Source organism: [Pantoea] beijingensis (assembly GCF_022647505.1).
In the GTDB taxonomy this organism is placed as follows: Bacteria; Pseudomonadota; Gammaproteobacteria; order Enterobacterales; family Enterobacteriaceae; genus Erwinia; species Erwinia beijingensis.
In genome coordinates this window covers 3,731,504-3,750,200 of the sequence record NZ_CP071409.1, presented here as the reverse complement: position 1 = coordinate 3,750,200, position 18,697 = coordinate 3,731,504, and the positions used below count along the sequence as shown (strand labels likewise).

The following is an 18,697-nucleotide window of genomic DNA, read 5'->3' as shown; positions in this document are numbered from 1 at the left end:
TCGGGATTTGCTCAGGGATACACAGGTGCGCCATATTCCATTGCTGCTACTTTGCCTGTTACTTCAGGCCTGTACCCAAACCCAAAAAGGGATTGGAGAAACGATCAAATATGTTTTTCTGGGCGTTGATGATGTCGCGTTAACGGATGAACAGGTGCAGGAAATGCCTTACGCCAGTATGTATCTGCGGCTTAACGGGGGGCAGCGTATCTTTACCGTGTTGGGCTATGACGAGCAGGGCCAACAGAAATGGATTACGCAGGATAAAGCGATGGTGGTCACGCAGCACGGGCGCATCGTCAAAACGTTGGGGCTGAGTGATAATTTGCGTGATGTAAATAACCTTCAACAAGACCCGTTGATTAATGCACTGCAGATAACGGAAAGCTCTCGCTGGACACGCACGCTGAGCTGGACAGAAAACGGGCGCCTGCGTTCGGGGACAGCAGTATCACATTTTTCCCGCGCTAAAGATGAAGTCCTGACTATTGCTGGAAGGGCAGTTCCCTGCCGCGTCTATCGTGAAGAAGTTGAAATTGCCGCTGACGGCAAGTCATGGGAAAACACGTTCTGGGTTGATGCCAGCACAGGACAGGTTCGTCAGGGACAACAGTCTCTCGGAGCCGACTATATCTCTGTGGAAACCACACTCTTGAAGCCCGCAAAATCATGAAAAAAAATAAACTTTTGCTCGCAGGGATATCGGCCTGCCTGTCGTTTAGCGCGCTAGCCAGCAGCCAGGTCACGGTTTACTACCCTGGGAAGAGTGAGAAAGCCATTGTTAGCGGTGCAGAGAATATCGCCCAGTTGGTAGCGAGCCCGGCGCTGAACGGTAAAACCTGGTGGCCCGGTACCATTATCGCTGAGAAGCTGGCAACGGCCAGTGCACAGCAGCAATATCAGCAGGTAATGGCAAGGCTTAAAGCTTATGCTGCTGCCAGCGACGGGGATAAAGCGGCTGCAATTAATAACGTTATCCAGCAGCTATCTGCGGTTAATGTCACGGGCCGTCAGATAGCTAACCTTGACCCCGACTGGATACGTCTGCGTCCCGGAGCTAACCGGCGTTTGTCCGGGGAGTACAGCGTATATACCCTACAACCGCCAACGTCTGTCACGTTATTTGGTGCGATTGAGGGGGCCGGAAAGATAAGCTGGCAGCCAGGACTTGATACGCGTGATTACCTGAGCGGCCATCGTCGTCTGGACGGTGGCGATCGTAACATCGCGGTGGTTATTTCACCGTTGGGCGCGGTAAGTGAAGTTCCTGTTGCGTACTGGAACCACCGCCATGCGGAAATGGAGCCGGGGAGCATTCTCTATATCGGTTTCTCTTCGTGGTCGTTGCCGAGTGAGTATGAAGACCTCAACCAACAAATCATTTCTGTTTTGACGCACCGGATCCCTGACTGATGAAAAAACGTTATCTGTTCAGCCTATTATCCATTTCCGTTGCCTGCGCCTGTCAGGCTCAGGCGGCAACGTATTCCGATCCGATTGGGCCTTCTCAGTCAGATTTTGGCGGCGCTGGTCTGCTGCAGGTACCCACTGCGCGTATGGCCAAAGAGGGTGAATTCAGCTTTAACTATCGCTGGAACGATCAATACCGTTTCTATTCCACGTCGGTTCAACTTTTCCCATGGATGGAGGCCAGCGTCCGTTATACCGATGTTCGAACCCGTCTATTCAGTGGAGACGAAGGGTTCAGTGGCAAGCAGACCTATAAAGATAAGGCTTTTGACCTAAAGTTCCGTCTGTGGGAAGAGGGATTTTGGCTACCTGAAGTGTCTGTCGGGACCCGCGATCTTGGCGGCACCGGCCTGTTTGACAGCGAATACGTAGTTGCCACGAAAGCCTGGGGGCCGCTGGATTTCACCCTCGGTATGGGTTGGGGCTATATCGGTAATAGTGGCACCATTAAGAACCCATTCTGTGAGGCGAAAGACAGCTATTGTGACCGAGGTGGAAGCAGAAGCGCAGGTGCCATTAGCGGAAAAGATATGTTCCATGGCCCCACCGCGCTCTTTGGCGGGGTTGAGTATCAAACGCCCTGGCAGCCACTACGCCTGAAACTGGAGTATGAAGGTAATGATTATCAGGGCGATTTTGCTGGCAAATTGAAACAGGACAGTAAAGTTAACGTCGGTGCCATTTATCGAATTACCGACTGGGCCGATATCAACGTCAGTTATGAGCGCGGTAATACCCTGATGGCGGGCTTTACGTTGCGCACGAACTTTGACGAACTGCATCCGTCACACATTGATGTTCCTGAACCCGCCTATCGGCCGCAAGCACAATCGCCAATACTGCAGCATACGGTGGTTGCTAATCAATTGACCGACCTGAAATACAATGCAGGTTTTGATGCACCCAACCTGCAGGTCAAAGGCAATACGATGTACCTCACGGGGGAGCAATATAAATACCGCGATACCCGGGAAGGCGTCGATCGTGCTAATCGTATTTTAATCAATAACCTACCGGAAAATATTGATACGCTGAATGTTACCCAGACGCGTTATAACCTGCCTCAGGTGACGACGGTAACCAAAGTCAGTAGTCTGCGCCAACAGCTGGAAGGCTATCCGTTAGGCCATGAGCAGCCGCTGGATCAGCAGCGTGTTAATCCGGTTGATCCCGGCAAAACAGAGCAGGGCTATTACATTGAGAAAGACAGCCTGAATTACAGCCTGTCACCGGTATTGAACCAGTCTGTGGGGGGGCCGGAAAGCTTCTACATGTATCAGTTGGGCGTAATGGCTAATGCTGATTACTGGCTGACCAATCACCTGGTGGTCGCGGGTGGTTTATTTGGTAACGTCGCGAATAATTACGATAAGTTTAACTTTGATGGTGCACCAGCAGATTCGACATTGCCACGGGTGCGCACCCATGTTCGTGATTACGTTAAAAACGATTTTTATGTCAACAATCTGCAAGCCAACTACCTGCAGTATTTTGGCAATGGCTTCTATGGTCAGGTCTACGGTGGTTATCTGGAGACCATGTATGGTGGCGTCGGTGGCGAAGTCATTTACCGCCCTGTGGATTCGCAGTGGGCATTTGGTGTCGATGCGAACTACGTGAAACAGCGTGATTGGGACAACATGATGAAGTTTACCGATTACAAAGCGGCGACCGGTAATTTAACCGCCTACTACAGACCATCGTTTATGAATGGTGTGTTGGTGAAAATGAGCGTGGGTCAATATCTTGCGAAAGATAAAGGCGGTACCGTTGATGTTTCTAAACAGTTCGACAGTGGCGTGATTGTTGGAGCTTATGCTACGCGCACCAACGTTTCTGCGGAAGAGTTTGGTGAGGGCGATTTCACCAAAGGTTTCTACATCTCTATCCCAATGGATCTGTTGACCGTAACACCGACGCGCGGGCGTGCTCAGGTGAACTGGACGCCGTTAACGCGTGATGGCGGACAGATGCTGGGCCGTAAATATCAGCTGTATGATATGACCTCAGAACGGGATATTAACTTTAAATAATCCCCAGACAACGGATGACTCAGGGCCCATGGATGGGCCGGTCCATACACCAACTTGTTCTTTTATCCCGCTGCGATGCTCATTATTTTGAGCGTATATCATTTTATTGTGATCGCTGTCACACTAAAGCTATGGCGCTGCCGAGGCAGCACGATAACTTTTCTGAGGTGTGAACATGATTACTGGCATCCGCATTGCAACAGTGTTGCAGATGGTGCTGAACATTGGCTTACTTATTCTCGCGGTCATTCTGATCATCTTTCTGGGCAAAGAGACGGTGCATTTAGCCAATGTACTACTGAATACCGGGGAAGAGGCGTCCGCTTATTTACTGGTTGAAGGGATTGTTATCTACTTCCTTTATTTCGAATTCATTGCGCTTATCGTGAAGTATTTCCAGTCTGGTTATCATTTCCCGTTACGCTATTTCGTTTACATCGGTATTACTGCCATCATCCGTCTGATCATTGTCGATCATAAAAACCCTTTCGATACGCTGTGCTACGCTGGGGCGATTCTGGTTTTGGTGATAACGCTATGGTTGGCAAACAGTAATCGCTTAAAACGGGAATAAAAAAGGCGGCCGATAAAGGGCCGCCTAAACACAGTTACAGCAATAGCAGTGGCAAATAACAACAATGAAACCTTAGCCTTTGACGCCTCCCGCCGTTAAACCATTAACCAGCCAGCGTTGTGCCAGCAAAAAAACAAGGGTAATGGGTAAGGCAGAAAGTACGGCAGCGGCGGCGAAATCGCCCCATAAATAGTTCTGAGGATTCAGATACTGTTGCATACCAACGGCCAGCGTATAGCTGTTTACGTCGCGTAGCAGCAGCGAGGCTACGGGGACTTCCGTAATGGCAGCGATAAACGACAGAATAAATACCACGGCCAGGATAGGCACCGATAGCGGCAGCAGGATCAGTCGGAAGGCCTGCCAGGGCGTGGCACCATCAAGCGCAGCCGCTTCTTCAAGCGAGCCATCGATGGTTTCAAAATATCCTTTAATGGTCCAGACATGCAGGGCGATGCCGCCCAGATAGGCAAAGATCAGCCCTGCATGCGTATTTAAGCCGATAAACGGAATGTACTGGCCCAACCGGTCGAACAATGCGTAAAGAGCGACCAGCGAAAGCACCGCCGGGAACATCTGAAAAATTAACATGGCTTTCAATAAACTGGCCTTCCCGCGAAAGCGCATGCGGGCAAAGGCATAGGCGCAAGTGGTGGAAAGCGCAACGATACCAATAGCGGTAATGGCGGCCACTTTTACCGAATTCCATAGCCACAATAGTACCGGAAACGGTGGCGGCGTGACGCTGCCGTTTTCATTTTGTACCGGGAAACCCAGAGCCAGGCGCCAGTGATCCCATGAAATTTGCTCCGGAAACAGGCTACCGATGGAGTAGTTACCGGGACGCAAAGAAATGGCCACCACCATCAGTAGTGGATACATTATCAGTGCAATAAATCCCAACAGCAGCAAATGCGTGATCGCCAGACGCAGCTTTTGTGATTTTGGTTGTACGATAGCCATATATGACGCTCCTTTACTAAATCTTCATGCGTGTGGCTTTCAAATTGAGGATAGCCAGCGCCCCCACCAACAGGAAAATCAGCGTCGCGATTGCTGCCGCCAAGCCAAAGTCCTGACCGCCGCCGCCCTCAAAGGCGATGCGCCATGTGTAGCTCACCAGTAAATCGGTATAGCCTGCCGGCGTCGTTGTTCCCAGCCGATCTGGCCCGCCATTGGTTAACAGCTGTATCAGCACGAAATTATTAAAATTAAATGCAAAGCTCGCGATCATCAGCGGTGTTAGCGGTTTGATCAGCAGCGGTAGCGTAATACGGAAGAAGTTTTGAAACGGCGTCGCGCCATCCATGGCTGATGCCTCATACAGATCGTCAGGAATCGCTTTGAGCAGGCCCATGCACAGAATCATCATATAGGGGTAACCCAGCCAGGTATTGACGATAATAAGCATTGTGCGTGCCATCGTCGGATCGCTAAACCACGCCGGTTTAATCCCGAACAGGCTACCGAGCATCAGGTTAATTTCACCGAAGCTTTGATTAAATAAGCCTTTGAAAATCAATATTGAAATAAAGGCCGGAACGGCATAAGGCAAAATGAGAAGTAGCCGATAAACCGCGCGTCCACGCAGGGATTCCCACTGAATGAGGCAGGCCAGCACCATACCAACGGCCACCGTCAACAGGACGGTAACGGCAGAGAAGATGACAGTCCAGATAAAGATATTGATAAAGGGCTTCTGGATGCCCTGATCGTTCATTACACGCAGGAAGTTTTTCCAGCCGACGGTGACGGTATAGCCGGGACTCAGTTTTTCCGTGGTCCAATGCTGCTCCGCATCTTTCGTTTGATAGAACCCGGTATCGTCGTTTGGCCACCACATTACGCCGGTCTGTTTATCGCTCAGCGTGCCGTTCGCTCCTAATGTATATAGTGGCTGAGTACCGGAGAACTGGCGTAATGAACTCATACGTAGTTTGCTGCCGTCCGGCATTACAGCTGTAAGTTGAGCCAGCGCCTGGCGATTCTGCGTCACCACCCGCAGCATGGCTCGTTCTCCCGCGGGCATAGCAGAGGCTTGTGACAATGTCAGGGTCTGTGCATTTGGAGCGTTCAACGAAAACGGCTGCGAAACAAATTGTGTATTATCTGCCTTGCTTAGTGCTAAAACCCACTGTTCATCATGTGGATAGAGGGCGAAAGTGTAACCGTCACCTGCCTGATACTGTCGATCCATCAGAACCTGCTGAGCACGTTCAAAGGTCAGTTGGTTGGTGCTGCTGTAATTGGTAAAAGCGATCGCAATTGTGCAGGCGAGTGGGAACAGGACAAACAGCGCCATACCGGCAATACCGGGATAGACATAGCGCCAGGCCAGTGTGCGGCGTTGCGTGAAGATCACCAGCCCGGCACTCATCAGGACCAGCGTCAAAATAGCGAACAAGTATTCGCCCTGAATGTACATCAGGACGACCAAATAGCCCGTAAACAGGGCAACCAGGGCAAGAACCAGCCACTTCAGGGCGTCATGCTGCCACCATGCAGATTTTGCCATCAAACGTTCCTTTTGCTTCGTGTGGGCGACGTTAACGTCGCCCGTTGGAAAATGAGCAATGACTTATTTGACAATACGCTTTTCAGCATCCTTCAACGCGGCATCAACGGTCTGACGGCCATTAATTGCATTTAACACTGCGGTACGCTCGGCATACCAAAAGGCACTCATCTGAGCGACATTTGGCATCACTTCACCCTGTTGAGAGTTGCTCATGGTGGCAGAAATTTTGGGATCTTTAGCGAGCGTCTCTTGATAAGACTTTAGCGCAACGGCACCCAGCGGTTTATCGGCATTCACTTTTGCCAGACCATCATCGGTGAGGAGGTAGTTTTCGATGAACTCTTTCGCCAGCTCCTTATTCGGGCTAGCCGCGTTGATCCCCGCACTTAGCACACCGACAAAAGGTTTCGACGGCTTACCCTTAAAGCTTGGCAGTGAGGTTACCCCGTAGTTGATTTTTGCCGCGTCGATATTGCCCCACGCCCATGGACCATTGATGGTCATGGCCGTTTCGCCTTTATTAAAGGCGGCTTCGGCGATCGCATAGTCAGTATCGGCATTCAGCTGTTTGTTTTTCACCATATCGACAATGAACTGTAAGCCTGTCTGCGATCCCTGATTTGCCACGCCAACATCTTTGATGTTATAGCTGCCATCAGCCTGTTTTTTGAATGCATAACCGCCATCTGCCGCGGTAATTGGCCAGGTGAAATAGGGTTCCTGAAGGTTAAACATGAGGGCACTTTTGCCCTTTGCGCGCAGCGTTTTATCCAGTGCAGGGATCTCTTCCCAGGTTTTCGGCGGGTTTGGCAGCAGATCTTTATTATAAATCAGTGACAGAGACTCGACGGCGACCGGGTAACCAATCAGTTTCCCGTTATAACGTACTGCATCCCAGGTAAAGGGATAGATTTTGTCCTGCAGGGCTTTATCCGGTGCGACTTCAGCTAATAGGCCTGACTGAGCATAGCCACCGAAACGATCGTGTGCCCAGAAAATAATATCAGGGCCATCACCGGTTGCGGCGACCTGCGGATATTTTTCTTCCAGTTTATCCGGATGCTCAACCGTCACTTTGATGCCGGTATCTTGTTCAAATTTCTTACCGACTTCAGCCAACCCGTTGTAGCCTTTATCGCCGTTGATCCAGATAACCAGCTTGCCCTCTTCAATTTTTGCCAGCGCTGCACCCGGCAGCAGGGCAGTGGTTAACGTACATAACAACAGCGTTTTCGAATTCAGTTTGAACTTTGACATTTCCCTTTCCTCTAAAGATGAGCGGTTGTCTTATCGCCAGCAGTCTGCGGATAAGCGCTTAACCCCTCATCATCCCTCGTTCTACGCCCTGGTCAGTGAAAGTGTGACCGGAGCTGTCTTTTGCCTTGTTTCTGTGCCATCAGCCACAAAAAAACGCCCTAAATTATGCCAACAGGATCACGAAAATCGCTGGTGCCTCTCCCGAGTGCGCCCCCGACTCATTTACTCATCCTCCTTTCTCCTCCCCCATAAAAAAGTCCCAGGCGGAGGATTTAACTCTTTGTTACATCCTTCACACTCCCAGCCATTCGATAGCGGTACGAATTGGGAGAGACGGATGGCGAGCGTGGTGCTTAATAATGTCACCAAAGCCTGGGGTGATGTTGTGGTATCGAAAGATATCGATCTGGCTATCGCCGAAGGAGAATTCGTCGTGTTTGTCGGACCATCCGGCTGCGGTAAATCGACCCTGTTACGCATGATTGCAGGACTGGAAGAGATTACCTCTGGTGAACTTTTGATCGGCAATCAGCGGATGAATGATGTGCCACCTGCCGGACGAGGCGTAGGCATGGTGTTCCAGTCTTATGCACTTTATCCCCATCTTTCGGTGGCCGAGAATATGTCATTTGGCCTGAAACTGGCGGGGATCCCGAAAGCTGAGATTCAGCAGCGGGTTACTCAGGTTGCGGAAGTATTACAGCTGGCGCATCTGCTGGAGCGTCAACCGAAGGCGCTTTCCGGCGGACAGCGTCAGCGCGTTGCTATTGGTCGGACGTTGGTCGCGGAGCCACAGGTATTTTTGCTGGATGAACCGTTATCCAACCTGGATGCCGCACTGCGTGTGCAGATGCGCATTGAGATTTCGCGTCTGCACAAGCGCCTGCAGCGCACCATGATTTATGTCACGCACGATCAGGTTGAAGCGATGACGCTGGCCGACAAAATTGTGGTGTTGGATGCCGGGCGTATCGCCCAGATTGGTAAACCGCTGGCGCTTTACCACTATCCGGCGAATCGTTTTGTTGCCGGTTTCATCGGCTCACCGAAAATGAATTTCCTGCCGGTCAAAGTGACGGCAACTGCCATTGATCAGGTACAGGTTGAACTCCCAAACCGGCAGCAGATTTGGCTGCCCGTAGACAGTACCGACGTGTCAATCGGCGCCAATATGTCGCTGGGTATTCGTCCTGAGCATTTACTGCCCAGCGATGTTGCTGACGTCACGCTTTCCGGAGTGGTGCAGGTTGTTGAACAGTTAGGTCACGAAACGCAAATCCATATTCAAATTCCGGCGTTGCGTCAAAACCTGGTCTACCGCCAGAACGACGTGGTGTTGGTAGAAGAAGGTGCCCATTACGCCATCGGCCTGCCGCCACAACGTTGCCATCTCTTCCGTGAGGATGGTCGCGCCTGTCGCCGGCTGCATATCGAGCCGGGTGTTTAAGCACGACAGTAATAGCAATAACAATGAAAACTGGAGAAGAAGAATGATGATAATGTTGCGTAAATATCCTCTGGCCGTGGCAGTGGCTGCAGCGGTGATCTCTACCCAGGCGGGTGCGGTAGATTTCAAAGGTTATGCTCGTTCAGGTATTGGCTGGACAGGCAGCGGCGGTGAGCAGCAGTGCTTCCAGGCGACCGGTGCGAACAGTAAGTACCGTTTGGGTAACGAATGTGAAACCTACGCTGAAATTCAGTTAGGTCAGGAAGTGTGGAAAGAGGGTGAAAAGAGCTTCTACGTTGATAGCATGATCGGTTATGCAGTATCACAGCTCAATGATGATGAACAAACTTCGCCAAGCGTTCGTCAGATGAACGTTGTCGGTAAAAACCTGTTTGATGCGCTGCCGGGTGCCAACATTTGGGCCGGTAAGCGTTACTACAAGCGTCATGATGTGCACATGATCGACTTCTACTACTGGGACGTTTCAGGTCCTGGCGGTGGTATTGAAGATATCGATCTGGGTTTTGGTAAATTATCGTTGGCCGCGACGCGTAACAGCGAAGCGGGTGGATCTGAGGCCTTTATTAACGGTAGTACCACCGGAACGCAAAAAAATCGTGCCAACGATATTTTTGACGTGCGTCTTGGCGGTATGGAAATCAACCCTGGCGGTTCGCTGGAAGTGGGCTTCGACTACGGTAGCGCCAACGATACTAAAGGTTTCCACCCGGTTGTCGAAGATGCAACCAAAGATGGCTGGATGGGCACCATTGAGCATACCCAGACCTTTGGGCCTAATGACAGTCTGAACAAATTTGTTGTGCAGTATGCGACAGATGCAATGACGCAAACAACTGGACGTCCGCGTACTGCGGAAAATGCTGATGGGCACATGGTTCGTGTAATCGATCACGGTGCGATTGACTTCAACGACACCTGGAGCCTGATGTATGTGGGTATGTACCAGGACGTTGACCGTGATAATGGCAACGGTACCACTTGGTATACCGCGGGTGTGCGTCCGATGTTCAAATGGACACCGATCATGAGTACCCTGCTGGAAGTGGGCTACGACAACGTTAAATCACAGAATACTGGCGATCGTAACAGCCAGTACAAAGTGACGCTGGCCCAGCAGTGGCAGGCGGGCAACAGTATCTGGTCTCGCCCGGCAATTCGCGTATTCGCGACCTATGCCAAATGGGATGAAAAATGGGGTTATGCCTCATCAACCGATGGCGACCGTAACAATGTAGCGGGCTTCACCCCAGGTGTGGCTTACTCTGACAGTGGCCTCCATACCTTCAGCCGTGGCGATGATGACGAAATCTCCTTCGGTGTGCAGATGGAAGCCTGGTGGTAAGAACTTGCTATAAACGGGCGCCTGGCGCCCGTTAGCCACACGCTCTTGCGACGCTATCCCATTGCCTGCGGATAGCGCTCGATCTTCTAAGGAAATAAAAATGAAAAAACATCTGCTTGCACTCTGCTTGTTCCCGGCGCTGAGTTTTACCGTACTGCCTGCGATAGCTGCCAGTCAGGGGGTTAATCCACAAGATATCGCCACTGCACCCACACTCTCCTCTGACAAGCTTCAGCAGCTTTCCTGGCTGCCACTGGCACCGCCTGTGTCGCAGGACATTGAACTGACGGCCTCTTCCGCAAGCCTTGAACAGGGCGACGTTACCGGAAGTGTGGCAGCAATTACGCTGCCTGCGGATCAGGGATCTTTGGAGATTACGCTTTCCAGTATTATGAAAAACAAGCGTGTTTATGCGCCGAACGTGTTGGTATTAGATAACCAGTTACAGCCCGCCGCCTTTTTCCCCAGCAGTTATTTCCCTTACCAAAAGCCTGGCGTCATGGCGGGAAACCGGCTGGAAGGTACCATGAAACTGACGCCAGTATTGGGTCAAAAACAGATCTACTTGCTGATTTACACCACTAAACGCGACCTGGCCCAAACTTCGCACATGATTAATCCGGCCAAGCTGTACGCCGAGGGCGCTAACAATGCGATTCCTGATGTACCCGATCCAGTGGTACAGCATGTTTCAACCGGTAGCCTCTCTCTGAAGATTAAGTCAGAACAGAACAGCGGCAATATCATGATTGGTAAAATTTTTGGCTCATCCGATCCGAAACCGGTTGTCGTTGGTAGCGCAGCCACAAGTGGTGCGATGGTTAGCGCCCCTGTGACGTCGCCAGCTTCCGCACCTGCCACACCTGTCGCACCGGCAGCAAAAGCAGAACCGATGCTCAATGACACTGAAAGCTACTTTAATAACGGTATCAAGCAGGCTGTAAAAGCGGGCGATATCGATAAAGCGCTGAAGCTAATGAATGAAGCTGAACGTCTTGGCTCTACATCAGCACGCGCAACCTTTATCAGCAGTGTGAAAGGCAAGGGATGATGTTATCCCCATATTGCTGATGTTGCTCGACGATTGGTGCGTCTCAGACGCACCTTTTTTACCTTGTGCGACGGGCAGAATTTAGCTTATTCCCTCCCGTGTGGCGTGTTCTCGCCGATGGTCTGCGCTACACTATTGCCTCTGATTTTCAACCCGGAGATGCCGTATGTCGGATAACGCGCTTAAACTGCTGCGCGCGATCGAATGGCTTCCCGCTTCGTCACCTTTGCTTACTGCTCCGTTGCTGGATTGGTTAATGGAAGAAGATTCCATGACGAAGCGCTTTGAGCGCCATTGTCAAAAAGTAACTGTTGAGCCCCTGCAAGAAGGTTTTATCAGCGCAGAAGAGGTTGGTGCTGAAGCGGCGCTGTTACCGTTTGAACAACGTTATTGGCTGCGAGAAATTCTGCTATTTGGCGATGGCGTTCCCTGGCTGGCAGGGCGCACGATTGTGCCTGAATCCACCCTTATTGGCCCTGAAGCGATGCTACAAGACCTCGGCACTCGTCCGCTTGGGCGCTATCTTTTTGCATCATCGACGCTGACGCGTGATTTTATTGAGCCCGGCACGATAGAATCGTTATGGGGACGGCGTTCCCGGCTGCGTCTGTCAGGCAAGCCTTTATTGCTTACTGAACTGTTTTTGCCTGCGGCACCGCTTTATTTAAGTGTGACCGCTGAAGGAACTCACTAACGTGGAAAAAAGTCTGCAACTTAATAAGCTTCAGGCCTACAGCCGCCTGATGCGCATTGATAAGCCTATTGGTTCTTTGCTGCTGCTGTGGCCGACATTATGGGCATTGTGGCTTGCAGGGATGTCTGTTCCTTCCTTAAGCGTGCTGGTGGTGTTCGTGCTGGGCGTTTTTTTTATGCGAGCGGCGGGGTGTGTCATCAATGACTTTGCCGATCGTAAAATTGATGGGCACGTAAAACGCACCGCGGAACGCCCTTTACCGAGCGGAAGAGTGAGTGAGAAAGAAGCGAAGCTGTTATTTGTAGCGCTGGCGCTGATTTCGTTTGCCTTAGTGTTAACGCTGAATAGCATGACTATTTGGTTATCGCTGGTGGGATTAGCACTGGCGTGGATTTATCCCTTCATGAAACGGTTTACCCATTTACCGCAGGTGGTATTGGGGGCGGCTTTTGGGTGGGCGATCCCAATGGCGTGGGCGGCGGTGAGCGAGAGCGTTCCTCTGGCCTGCTGGCTGTTGTTCTTCGCGAATATCTGTTGGACTGTGGCGTATGACACATTGTACGCCATGGTAGATCGGGATGATGATTTGAAGATCGGGGTAAAATCAACCGCGATTCTTTTTGGCCGTTTCGATAAGCTGATCGTTGGCATGTTGCAACTGGCTGCGCTGGTATTCATGATGGCGGTGGGGGGGGAATTGCAGCTTAACGGTGCATTTTACTGGTCGTTATTGTTGGCGGGGGCCCTGTTCGTCCATCAGCAAAAACTGATTGCAGGCCGCCAGCGTGAGCGCTGCTTTCAGGCTTTTTTAAATAATAATTACGTTGGGTTAGTGTTATTTATTGGCGTGGCATTAAATACCGCGCCTTTTGCGACGATGTTTTAGTCAGGGGCGGTTCCGTTCATCCTTCGGGTAACCCTGCAGGACAGGAAAGCGCTGGCCCAGCCCCCGCGCTTTTCGACAGCCTTCTTGCCCGCTTCGCAGCTCCCTTCACAAATGCTGTTTTCCGAACGCACCTTTCGCGATTATCAGCCCCATCCCTGGGGCTTACCCCTTCGGGACCCGCACAAGTGCTGTTCAAAACACTCCCTGTGTTTTGTCACCAGTTCGCTGGTGAGCGAAATTTTTGCTGAATCAGAAGCCGTCTGGTTGCTACGACTCCCCGGTCACTTATGCAATGAGCTTCCGGGGATGCGCGCCGCGCGCCTTAAGGTGCAACCGCACTCTCTATGGTCAGACGCACGTCCTGAGTGATCAGGTCTGCCAGCAGCCGGTATACTTTTTGTGTCTGTTCTGGCAGTGCGTTTCCGGTATCACTGATATAACCTTCATCACGTAGTGTTAATACCAGTGATGAAAAGACGGCTTTATCAAAAAACTCGGGCGCATTGATACCATGTAGCACGGAAAGGCGTTGTGCCATCGTACGACTCTCTTTTTCCAGTGAACCGCGATTGATTGCAGGATTGGCGCTGAGAATCGAAAACGTGATGGCATAGCGCTGCAGCGTTTCACGTACACCAGCAGCCAGTAATTGCAGAGAACGAAAGCGGACAGGATTTAAACGCACTACGGCCTCATCAGCAATAATCAATCCCTGACGAGCGAGTTCGGCGGTGAGAGCATCCAGAACCTGTGGGATCTCTTCTTTGTCCCAGCGCAGGAATAGCTCACTTTTCAGCATCGGATAAATCACGCTAACCTGACGCAATAGCTCAGCATGTGAAATCTCACGGTGCTGTTGCACAATCGCGGCAAGCAATGCGGGCACCACCAGCATATGATGAACATTATTGCGGTAGTAGGTCATTAGCACCGCCTGTTCGCGGGGCAGAATGATGATATCGCCAATATTATCCTGTTCGGTTTCAAACTTGTTCATACCCAATGCGCTATCCAGCAGCGCTTCTGCGCTCAGGTCGGGGACGGTTGCATCTGGAGAGTAGGGAACATTGCGCAATAACTGAATATAACAGTCTAGCTGTTCGGTCAATTGGTCGCGCGTCAATGAACGTTGACGTGAGGCCAGTAGGGCCGTGACGCATAAATTCATTGCATTTGCAGCACCAGCATTGTTAATACTGACCATCACCCGCTGTGCGATATCGTTTACCGCAGGGATTAGCCAGCCGGGACGCTGAGCTTCAATCGGATCGATGGCGTCACGCCACTCGGGCACATGTTTGTTGAGATAGTTAACCAGTGGGAGTGGTTCACCGAAGTTAACGTAACCCTGGCCCAGATTACGCAACTTACGCAACCCCCGAACCATCTGCATAAAGCTTTCTTTTTCTTTTGTCGCGCCACGCAACTCTTTGGCGTAGGTGCCGACCTCCATGACGTGCTCATAGCCGATGTAAATCGGTACCAGCGTGATCGGCCGGTTGCCGCCGCGCAGCATCGCCTGAATCGTCATCGACAGCGTGCCGGTTTTAGGTGCGAGCAGGCGTCCGGTACGTGAACGTCCGCCTTCCACGAAGTATTCCACCGAATAACCACGGGCAAATAGCTCGCCAAGGTATTCACGAAATACCGTGGAGTAGAGCTTGTTACCTTTAAAAGTACGGCGGATAAAAAAGGCACCTAAACGCCGGAAAATCGGTCCGGCTGGCCAGAAATTCAGATTAATACCGGCAGCGATATGAGGGGGAACCAGCCCCTGATGATAAAGCACATAGGAGAGCAACAGGTAATCCATGTGGCTGCGGTGGCAGGGCACATAGACGATTTCATGTCCATCCTGCGCCAGTTGGCGTACCCGCTCGCCACCATTAACATTAATGCCCTGATACAGTTTGCTCCATGTCCAATCCATAACACGAGCGGTCAGTCGAACTGTTTCATGGGAGAAATCAGCTGCGATCTCTTCCATCAGCTCAATAGCATTTTGTTGCGCCTTTTCGTGGGGTATTTTTTTACTGCGTGCTTCATCCTCTACCGCTTTAGCAATAGCTTTCGATTTTAGCAAGCGCTTAAATAACTCCTCGCGCACCGGCAAACGCGGACCTACGGCCGCCAGACGCTGCCGGGCAAAGTGCATCCGCGCGACGCGTGCCAGCTTTTGCGCGATCGTCTTGTCGGTACCATGTTCCGTTGCCATATAGCGCAAGGAAACCATTGGAGAGAAGCGAACGAAACTGTCTCGCCCAAGCCACAGCACGGCAAAGAATTTTTGCACGCCATTTAATACGCGCAAGTGCGGTGTTTGTTCGCCCTGTACTTCGCGGCCAGGCGCACGGCCAAACATCACTGAAACCGGCACCATCTGTACGTCAAGATCGGGATTGCTTCGATGCAGATCCAGATACTCATGGAAAAGCTTTACCGATTCCAGATTAGGTACAAAGTAGGGGAACACGCGTGGGCCTTCATGAATAAAGACATGACGCGGCAATTCCGTCCCATCTATCTCCAGCGGTTCCAGTGGATCGGGCAGATTATGGATACGGCACTGCGCTCGCAGTGCAAGGAGATCGGCCTTTGAATCATAAGGCAACACATACATAATAGGGTGCGAGGTATCGAGCCCCAGTTCAGCTACCGGATCGGCCGGAATAGCCTTGCTCTTCACCAAAAATGAGAGCGGTAAATTCAGTAACTTATAATAGAAATTACGCCAACCTGACATAGATAACATGAAGCCTCTTGTTAGCAAAGCGCGGCAAGCATACCAGAAAGTGCCACCAAGATCTGTGGCATTGCAATTTGCGCATCATCCCCAAATTGACGTTAAACATCTCAAAGGGTTCAATTAATATGGCAAATAACGTAACGGGTTTGACTCGTATCATCAAAGCAGCGGGTTATTCCTGGCAAGGATTGCGCGCAGCATGGCAGCATGAAGCCGCGTTTCGACAGGAGTCGATAGCGGCGCTAATCGCGATTGTGATTGCTTGCTGGCTCGAGGTTGATGCCGTAACTCGCGTGTTATTAATTGGTTCCGTGCTGCTGGTTGTGATCGTGGAGATTCTGAATAGTGCCATTGAGGCGATTGTTGACCGCGTTGGTAGTGATTTCCATCCTCTCTCCGGCCGGGCAAAGGATATGGGCTCTGCTGCGGTCCTGTTAAGCATTCTGCTTGCCCTCTTCGTCTGGATAATGTTGCTGTGGCCACTTTTACGATAGCCTGCTCAAAATTCCACAAATCGCTGTTTTTTTGACTCATTTAGGTTTTCAAGCCACAAATACCTGTATATACTCACAGCGACTGTATAAACAACCAGGGGGCGGAATGAAAGCACTAACAGCAAGGCAGCAACAGGTTTACGATCTGATTCGTGATCACATTAATCAGACTGGTATGCCGCCTACGCGTGCGGAAATTGCTGCGCAACTGGGTTTCCGTTCCCCTAATGCTGCGGAAGAACACCTGAAGGCGCTGGCACGCAAAGGCGTAATTGAAATTGTTTCCGGTGCTTCACGCGGTATTCGTTTGATGATGGAAGACGAAACGGGTCTGCCACTCATTGGTCGGGTGGCCGCGGGCGAACCGCTTTTGGCGCAGGAGCATATTGAATGCCACTTCCAGGTGGATGCTGGTTTATTTAAACCGCATGCTGATTTTCTGCTGCGTGTTAGCGGTATGTCCATGAAAGATATTGGTATCATGGACGGCGATTTACTTGCGGTGCATAAAACGCAGGACGTGCATAACGGACAGATTGTGGTTGCGCGTATTGATGATGAAGTTACCGTTAAGCGATTGAAAAAACAAGGAAATACGGTTCAGCTTTTGCCAGAGAATAGTGAGTTTCAACCAATTGTTGTCGACTTGCGTCAGCAATCTCTGACCATTGAAGGTTTGGCTGTTGGGGTAATTCGTAACGGTAACTGGTTATAAAAGTAGTGCAGCTTGCACGCTGATGGTATCGGCGTGCGTTTGAGTGGATGTTTTTGTATCCGTTGCATCCGTTCACGCATCCTCCAATAAAAGGGCATTTCGCGTTCTGAATGCTTATGCGACTCTTTTCCGTAGCTGATAAAAATCTGTGGCGTCTTGCACTACCGATGATCCTGTCAAATATCTCTGTGCCATTATTGGGCCTGGTTGATACCGCCGTTATTGGTCATCTTGATAGCCCCGCGTATCTTGGCGGTGTGGCTATTGGTACGACCGCCACCAGCTTTCTGTTTATGCTGCTGTTATTCCTGCGAATGAGCACGACAGGATTAACCGCGCAGGCATTTGGTGTGGGCAATAAACCCGCGCTGGCACGTGCGCTGATGCAACCTTTATTCATCGCACTGGTTGCCGGGGCATTTTTTGTCCTGTGTAAAGAGCCCTTAAGTCATCTGGCGATCCGTATCGTGGGTGGTAACGGTGAAGTGCTCTACCAGGCTCATCAGTTTATGTCGATAAGGTGGCTAAGCGCACCGGCAACGCTGGCGAATCTTGTGATACTGGGTTGGTTGCTGGGGGTGCAGTATGCGCGTGCGCCGGTGGTATTGTTGGTGGTCGGCAATCTGGTCAATATTCTTCTCGATTTGTGGTTTGTAATCGGGCTGAAGTGGGGGGTGGCAGGCGCTGCTGCTGCAACGGCTATCGCCGAGTATGCCGCTTTAGTGGTCGGGTTATTGATGATTTGGCGCGTGCTCAAACTGCGAGGTATTTCACTGTCGCTACTGTGCCGCAGCTGGCGTGGCGATTTTTCTCGCCTGCTGCGCCTGAATCGCGACATCATGTTGCGATCTTTGCTGTTACAACTCTGTTTTGCTTCACTGACTATTTTGGGTGCACGTTTGGGGAGCGATACCGTTGCGGTGAATGCGGTCTTATTGATGTTCCTCACCTTTACCGCCTATGCTCTCGACGGATTTGCCTATGCGGTGGAGGCCTATTCAGGGGAAGCATATGGTGCCCGTGATGGCAGTAAGTTGCTCAAAGTATGGCATGCCTCTTGTCGGCAAGCGGGATTAGTTGCCCTCTTTTTTTCACTGGTCTACGCCCTGATCGGGGAGTGGATCGTTTCGATGCTGACATCATTGCCGTCGTTGCGCGAGCTGGCTGGGCACTATCTGATTTGGCAGGTGGTTTTACCGTTGATTGGTGTCTGGTGCTATCTACTGGATGGCATGTTTATCGGCGCGACGCGTGGTAGTGATATGCGTAATGGCATGGCGGTTGCGGCATTGGGTTATGGCCTGACGCTGCTGACATTGCCGTGGCTTGGGAATCATGGGTTGTGGCTGGCGGTGATGGTGTTTTTGATGCTTCGGGGGATAACACTTTGGTGGATCTGGCACCAGCATTGGAAAAAAGGGAGTTGGTTCCCCAGCTGATAGACGTAAT

Annotated in this window: 16 protein-coding genes; 12 read left to right on the top strand and 4 right to left on the bottom strand. The window is 51.1% G+C overall.

Features of this window, described 5'->3' with window-relative positions; translation table 11 throughout:
• Positions 1–25: 25 nt before the first annotated feature.
• The 4 genes from J1C60_RS16975 to psiE all read left to right on the top strand — a co-directional run bounded on the left by J1C60_RS16975 (position 26) and on the right by psiE (position 4,077).
• Positions 26–673, top strand: a complete 648-nt coding sequence (locus J1C60_RS16975; RefSeq protein WP_128175747.1) for a YjbF family lipoprotein — start codon at positions 26–28, stop codon at positions 671–673.
• A complete protein-coding gene (locus J1C60_RS16970) occupies positions 670–1,413 on the top strand; it encodes a capsule biosynthesis GfcC D2 domain-containing protein (RefSeq protein WP_128175746.1) in 744 nt (247 codons plus the stop codon). The genes J1C60_RS16975 and J1C60_RS16970 overlap by 4 nt, the downstream gene beginning before the upstream one ends.
• On the top strand, positions 1,413–3,503 hold the full coding sequence (locus tag J1C60_RS16965) for a YjbH domain-containing protein (protein ID WP_128175745.1): 2,091 nt from the start codon (positions 1,413–1,415) through the stop codon (positions 3,501–3,503). The genes J1C60_RS16970 and J1C60_RS16965 overlap by 1 nt, the downstream gene beginning before the upstream one ends.
• Positions 3,504–3,678: 175 nt before the next feature.
• On the top strand, positions 3,679–4,077 hold the full coding sequence (psiE, locus tag J1C60_RS16960) for a phosphate-starvation-inducible protein PsiE (RefSeq protein ID WP_128175744.1): 399 nt from the start codon (positions 3,679–3,681) through the stop codon (positions 4,075–4,077).
• A gap of 72 nt (positions 4,078–4,149) precedes the next feature.
• On the opposite strand, the gene malG is transcribed toward psiE, so the two are convergent.
• The 3 genes from malG to malE form a co-directional block, all read right to left on the bottom strand.
• On the bottom strand, positions 4,150–5,040 hold the full coding sequence (gene malG / locus J1C60_RS16955; protein ID WP_128175743.1) for a maltose ABC transporter permease MalG: 891 nt from the start codon (positions 5,038–5,040) through the stop codon (positions 4,150–4,152).
• Positions 5,041–5,056: 16 nt separating this feature from the next.
• Positions 5,057–6,592, bottom strand: coding sequence for a maltose ABC transporter permease MalF (gene malF / locus J1C60_RS16950; protein WP_128175741.1), 1,536 nt, complete (start codon positions 6,590–6,592; stop codon positions 5,057–5,059).
• A 63-nt stretch (positions 6,593–6,655) separates the two neighbouring features.
• Complete coding sequence (malE, locus tag J1C60_RS16945; RefSeq protein ID WP_128175740.1) at positions 6,656–7,852, bottom strand: maltose/maltodextrin ABC transporter substrate-binding protein MalE; 1,197 nt, start codon at positions 7,850–7,852, stop codon at positions 6,656–6,658.
• Positions 7,853–8,189: 337 nt separating this feature from the next.
• Between malE and malK the strand changes: the two genes are divergently transcribed.
• The 5 genes from malK to ubiA all read left to right on the top strand — a co-directional run bounded on the left by malK (position 8,190) and on the right by ubiA (position 13,293).
• The gene (malK, locus tag J1C60_RS16940; protein WP_128175738.1) at positions 8,190–9,299 is read left to right on the top strand and encodes a maltose/maltodextrin ABC transporter ATP-binding protein MalK; all 1,110 of its coding nucleotides are present in this window, start codon (positions 8,190–8,192) and stop codon (positions 9,297–9,299) included.
• A gap of 46 nt (positions 9,300–9,345) precedes the next feature.
• Positions 9,346–10,662, top strand: a complete 1,317-nt coding sequence (locus J1C60_RS16935; protein ID WP_128175788.1) for a maltoporin — start codon at positions 9,346–9,348, stop codon at positions 10,660–10,662.
• Between the two features lie 100 nt (positions 10,663–10,762).
• Entirely contained in the window at positions 10,763–11,713 is a 951-nt protein-coding gene (gene malM, locus J1C60_RS16930; RefSeq protein ID WP_128175735.1) for a maltose operon protein MalM, read from the top strand.
• 166 nt (positions 11,714–11,879) lie between these two features.
• The gene (gene ubiC, locus J1C60_RS16925; protein WP_128175733.1) at positions 11,880–12,407 is read left to right on the top strand and encodes a chorismate lyase; all 528 of its coding nucleotides are present in this window, start codon (positions 11,880–11,882) and stop codon (positions 12,405–12,407) included.
• Between the two features lies 1 nt (position 12,408).
• Complete coding sequence (ubiA, locus tag J1C60_RS16920) at positions 12,409–13,293, top strand: 4-hydroxybenzoate octaprenyltransferase (RefSeq protein WP_128175731.1); 885 nt, start codon at positions 12,409–12,411, stop codon at positions 13,291–13,293.
• Between the two features lie 322 nt (positions 13,294–13,615).
• On the opposite strand, the gene plsB is transcribed toward ubiA, so the two are convergent.
• Positions 13,616–16,036 (bottom strand): glycerol-3-phosphate 1-O-acyltransferase PlsB, encoded by a 2,421-nt coding sequence (gene plsB, locus J1C60_RS16915; RefSeq protein WP_128175787.1) that lies wholly within the window; start codon positions 16,034–16,036, stop codon positions 13,616–13,618.
• A 128-nt stretch (positions 16,037–16,164) separates the two neighbouring features.
• On the opposite strand from plsB, the gene J1C60_RS16910 reads away from it, so the two are divergent.
• The 3 genes from J1C60_RS16910 to dinF all read left to right on the top strand — a co-directional run bounded on the left by J1C60_RS16910 (position 16,165) and on the right by dinF (position 18,687).
• Positions 16,165–16,533, top strand: a complete 369-nt coding sequence (locus tag J1C60_RS16910) for a diacylglycerol kinase (protein ID WP_128175729.1) — start codon at positions 16,165–16,167, stop codon at positions 16,531–16,533.
• A gap of 106 nt (positions 16,534–16,639) precedes the next feature.
• Positions 16,640–17,248: a transcriptional repressor LexA gene (gene lexA / locus J1C60_RS16905; RefSeq protein ID WP_128175727.1), complete on the top strand. Its 609-nt coding sequence runs from the start codon at positions 16,640–16,642 to the stop codon at positions 17,246–17,248.
• A gap of 116 nt (positions 17,249–17,364) precedes the next feature.
• Positions 17,365–18,687, top strand: coding sequence for an MATE family efflux transporter DinF (dinF, locus tag J1C60_RS16900; RefSeq protein ID WP_128175725.1), 1,323 nt, complete (start codon positions 17,365–17,367; stop codon positions 18,685–18,687).
• Positions 18,688–18,697 lie beyond the last annotated feature (10 nt).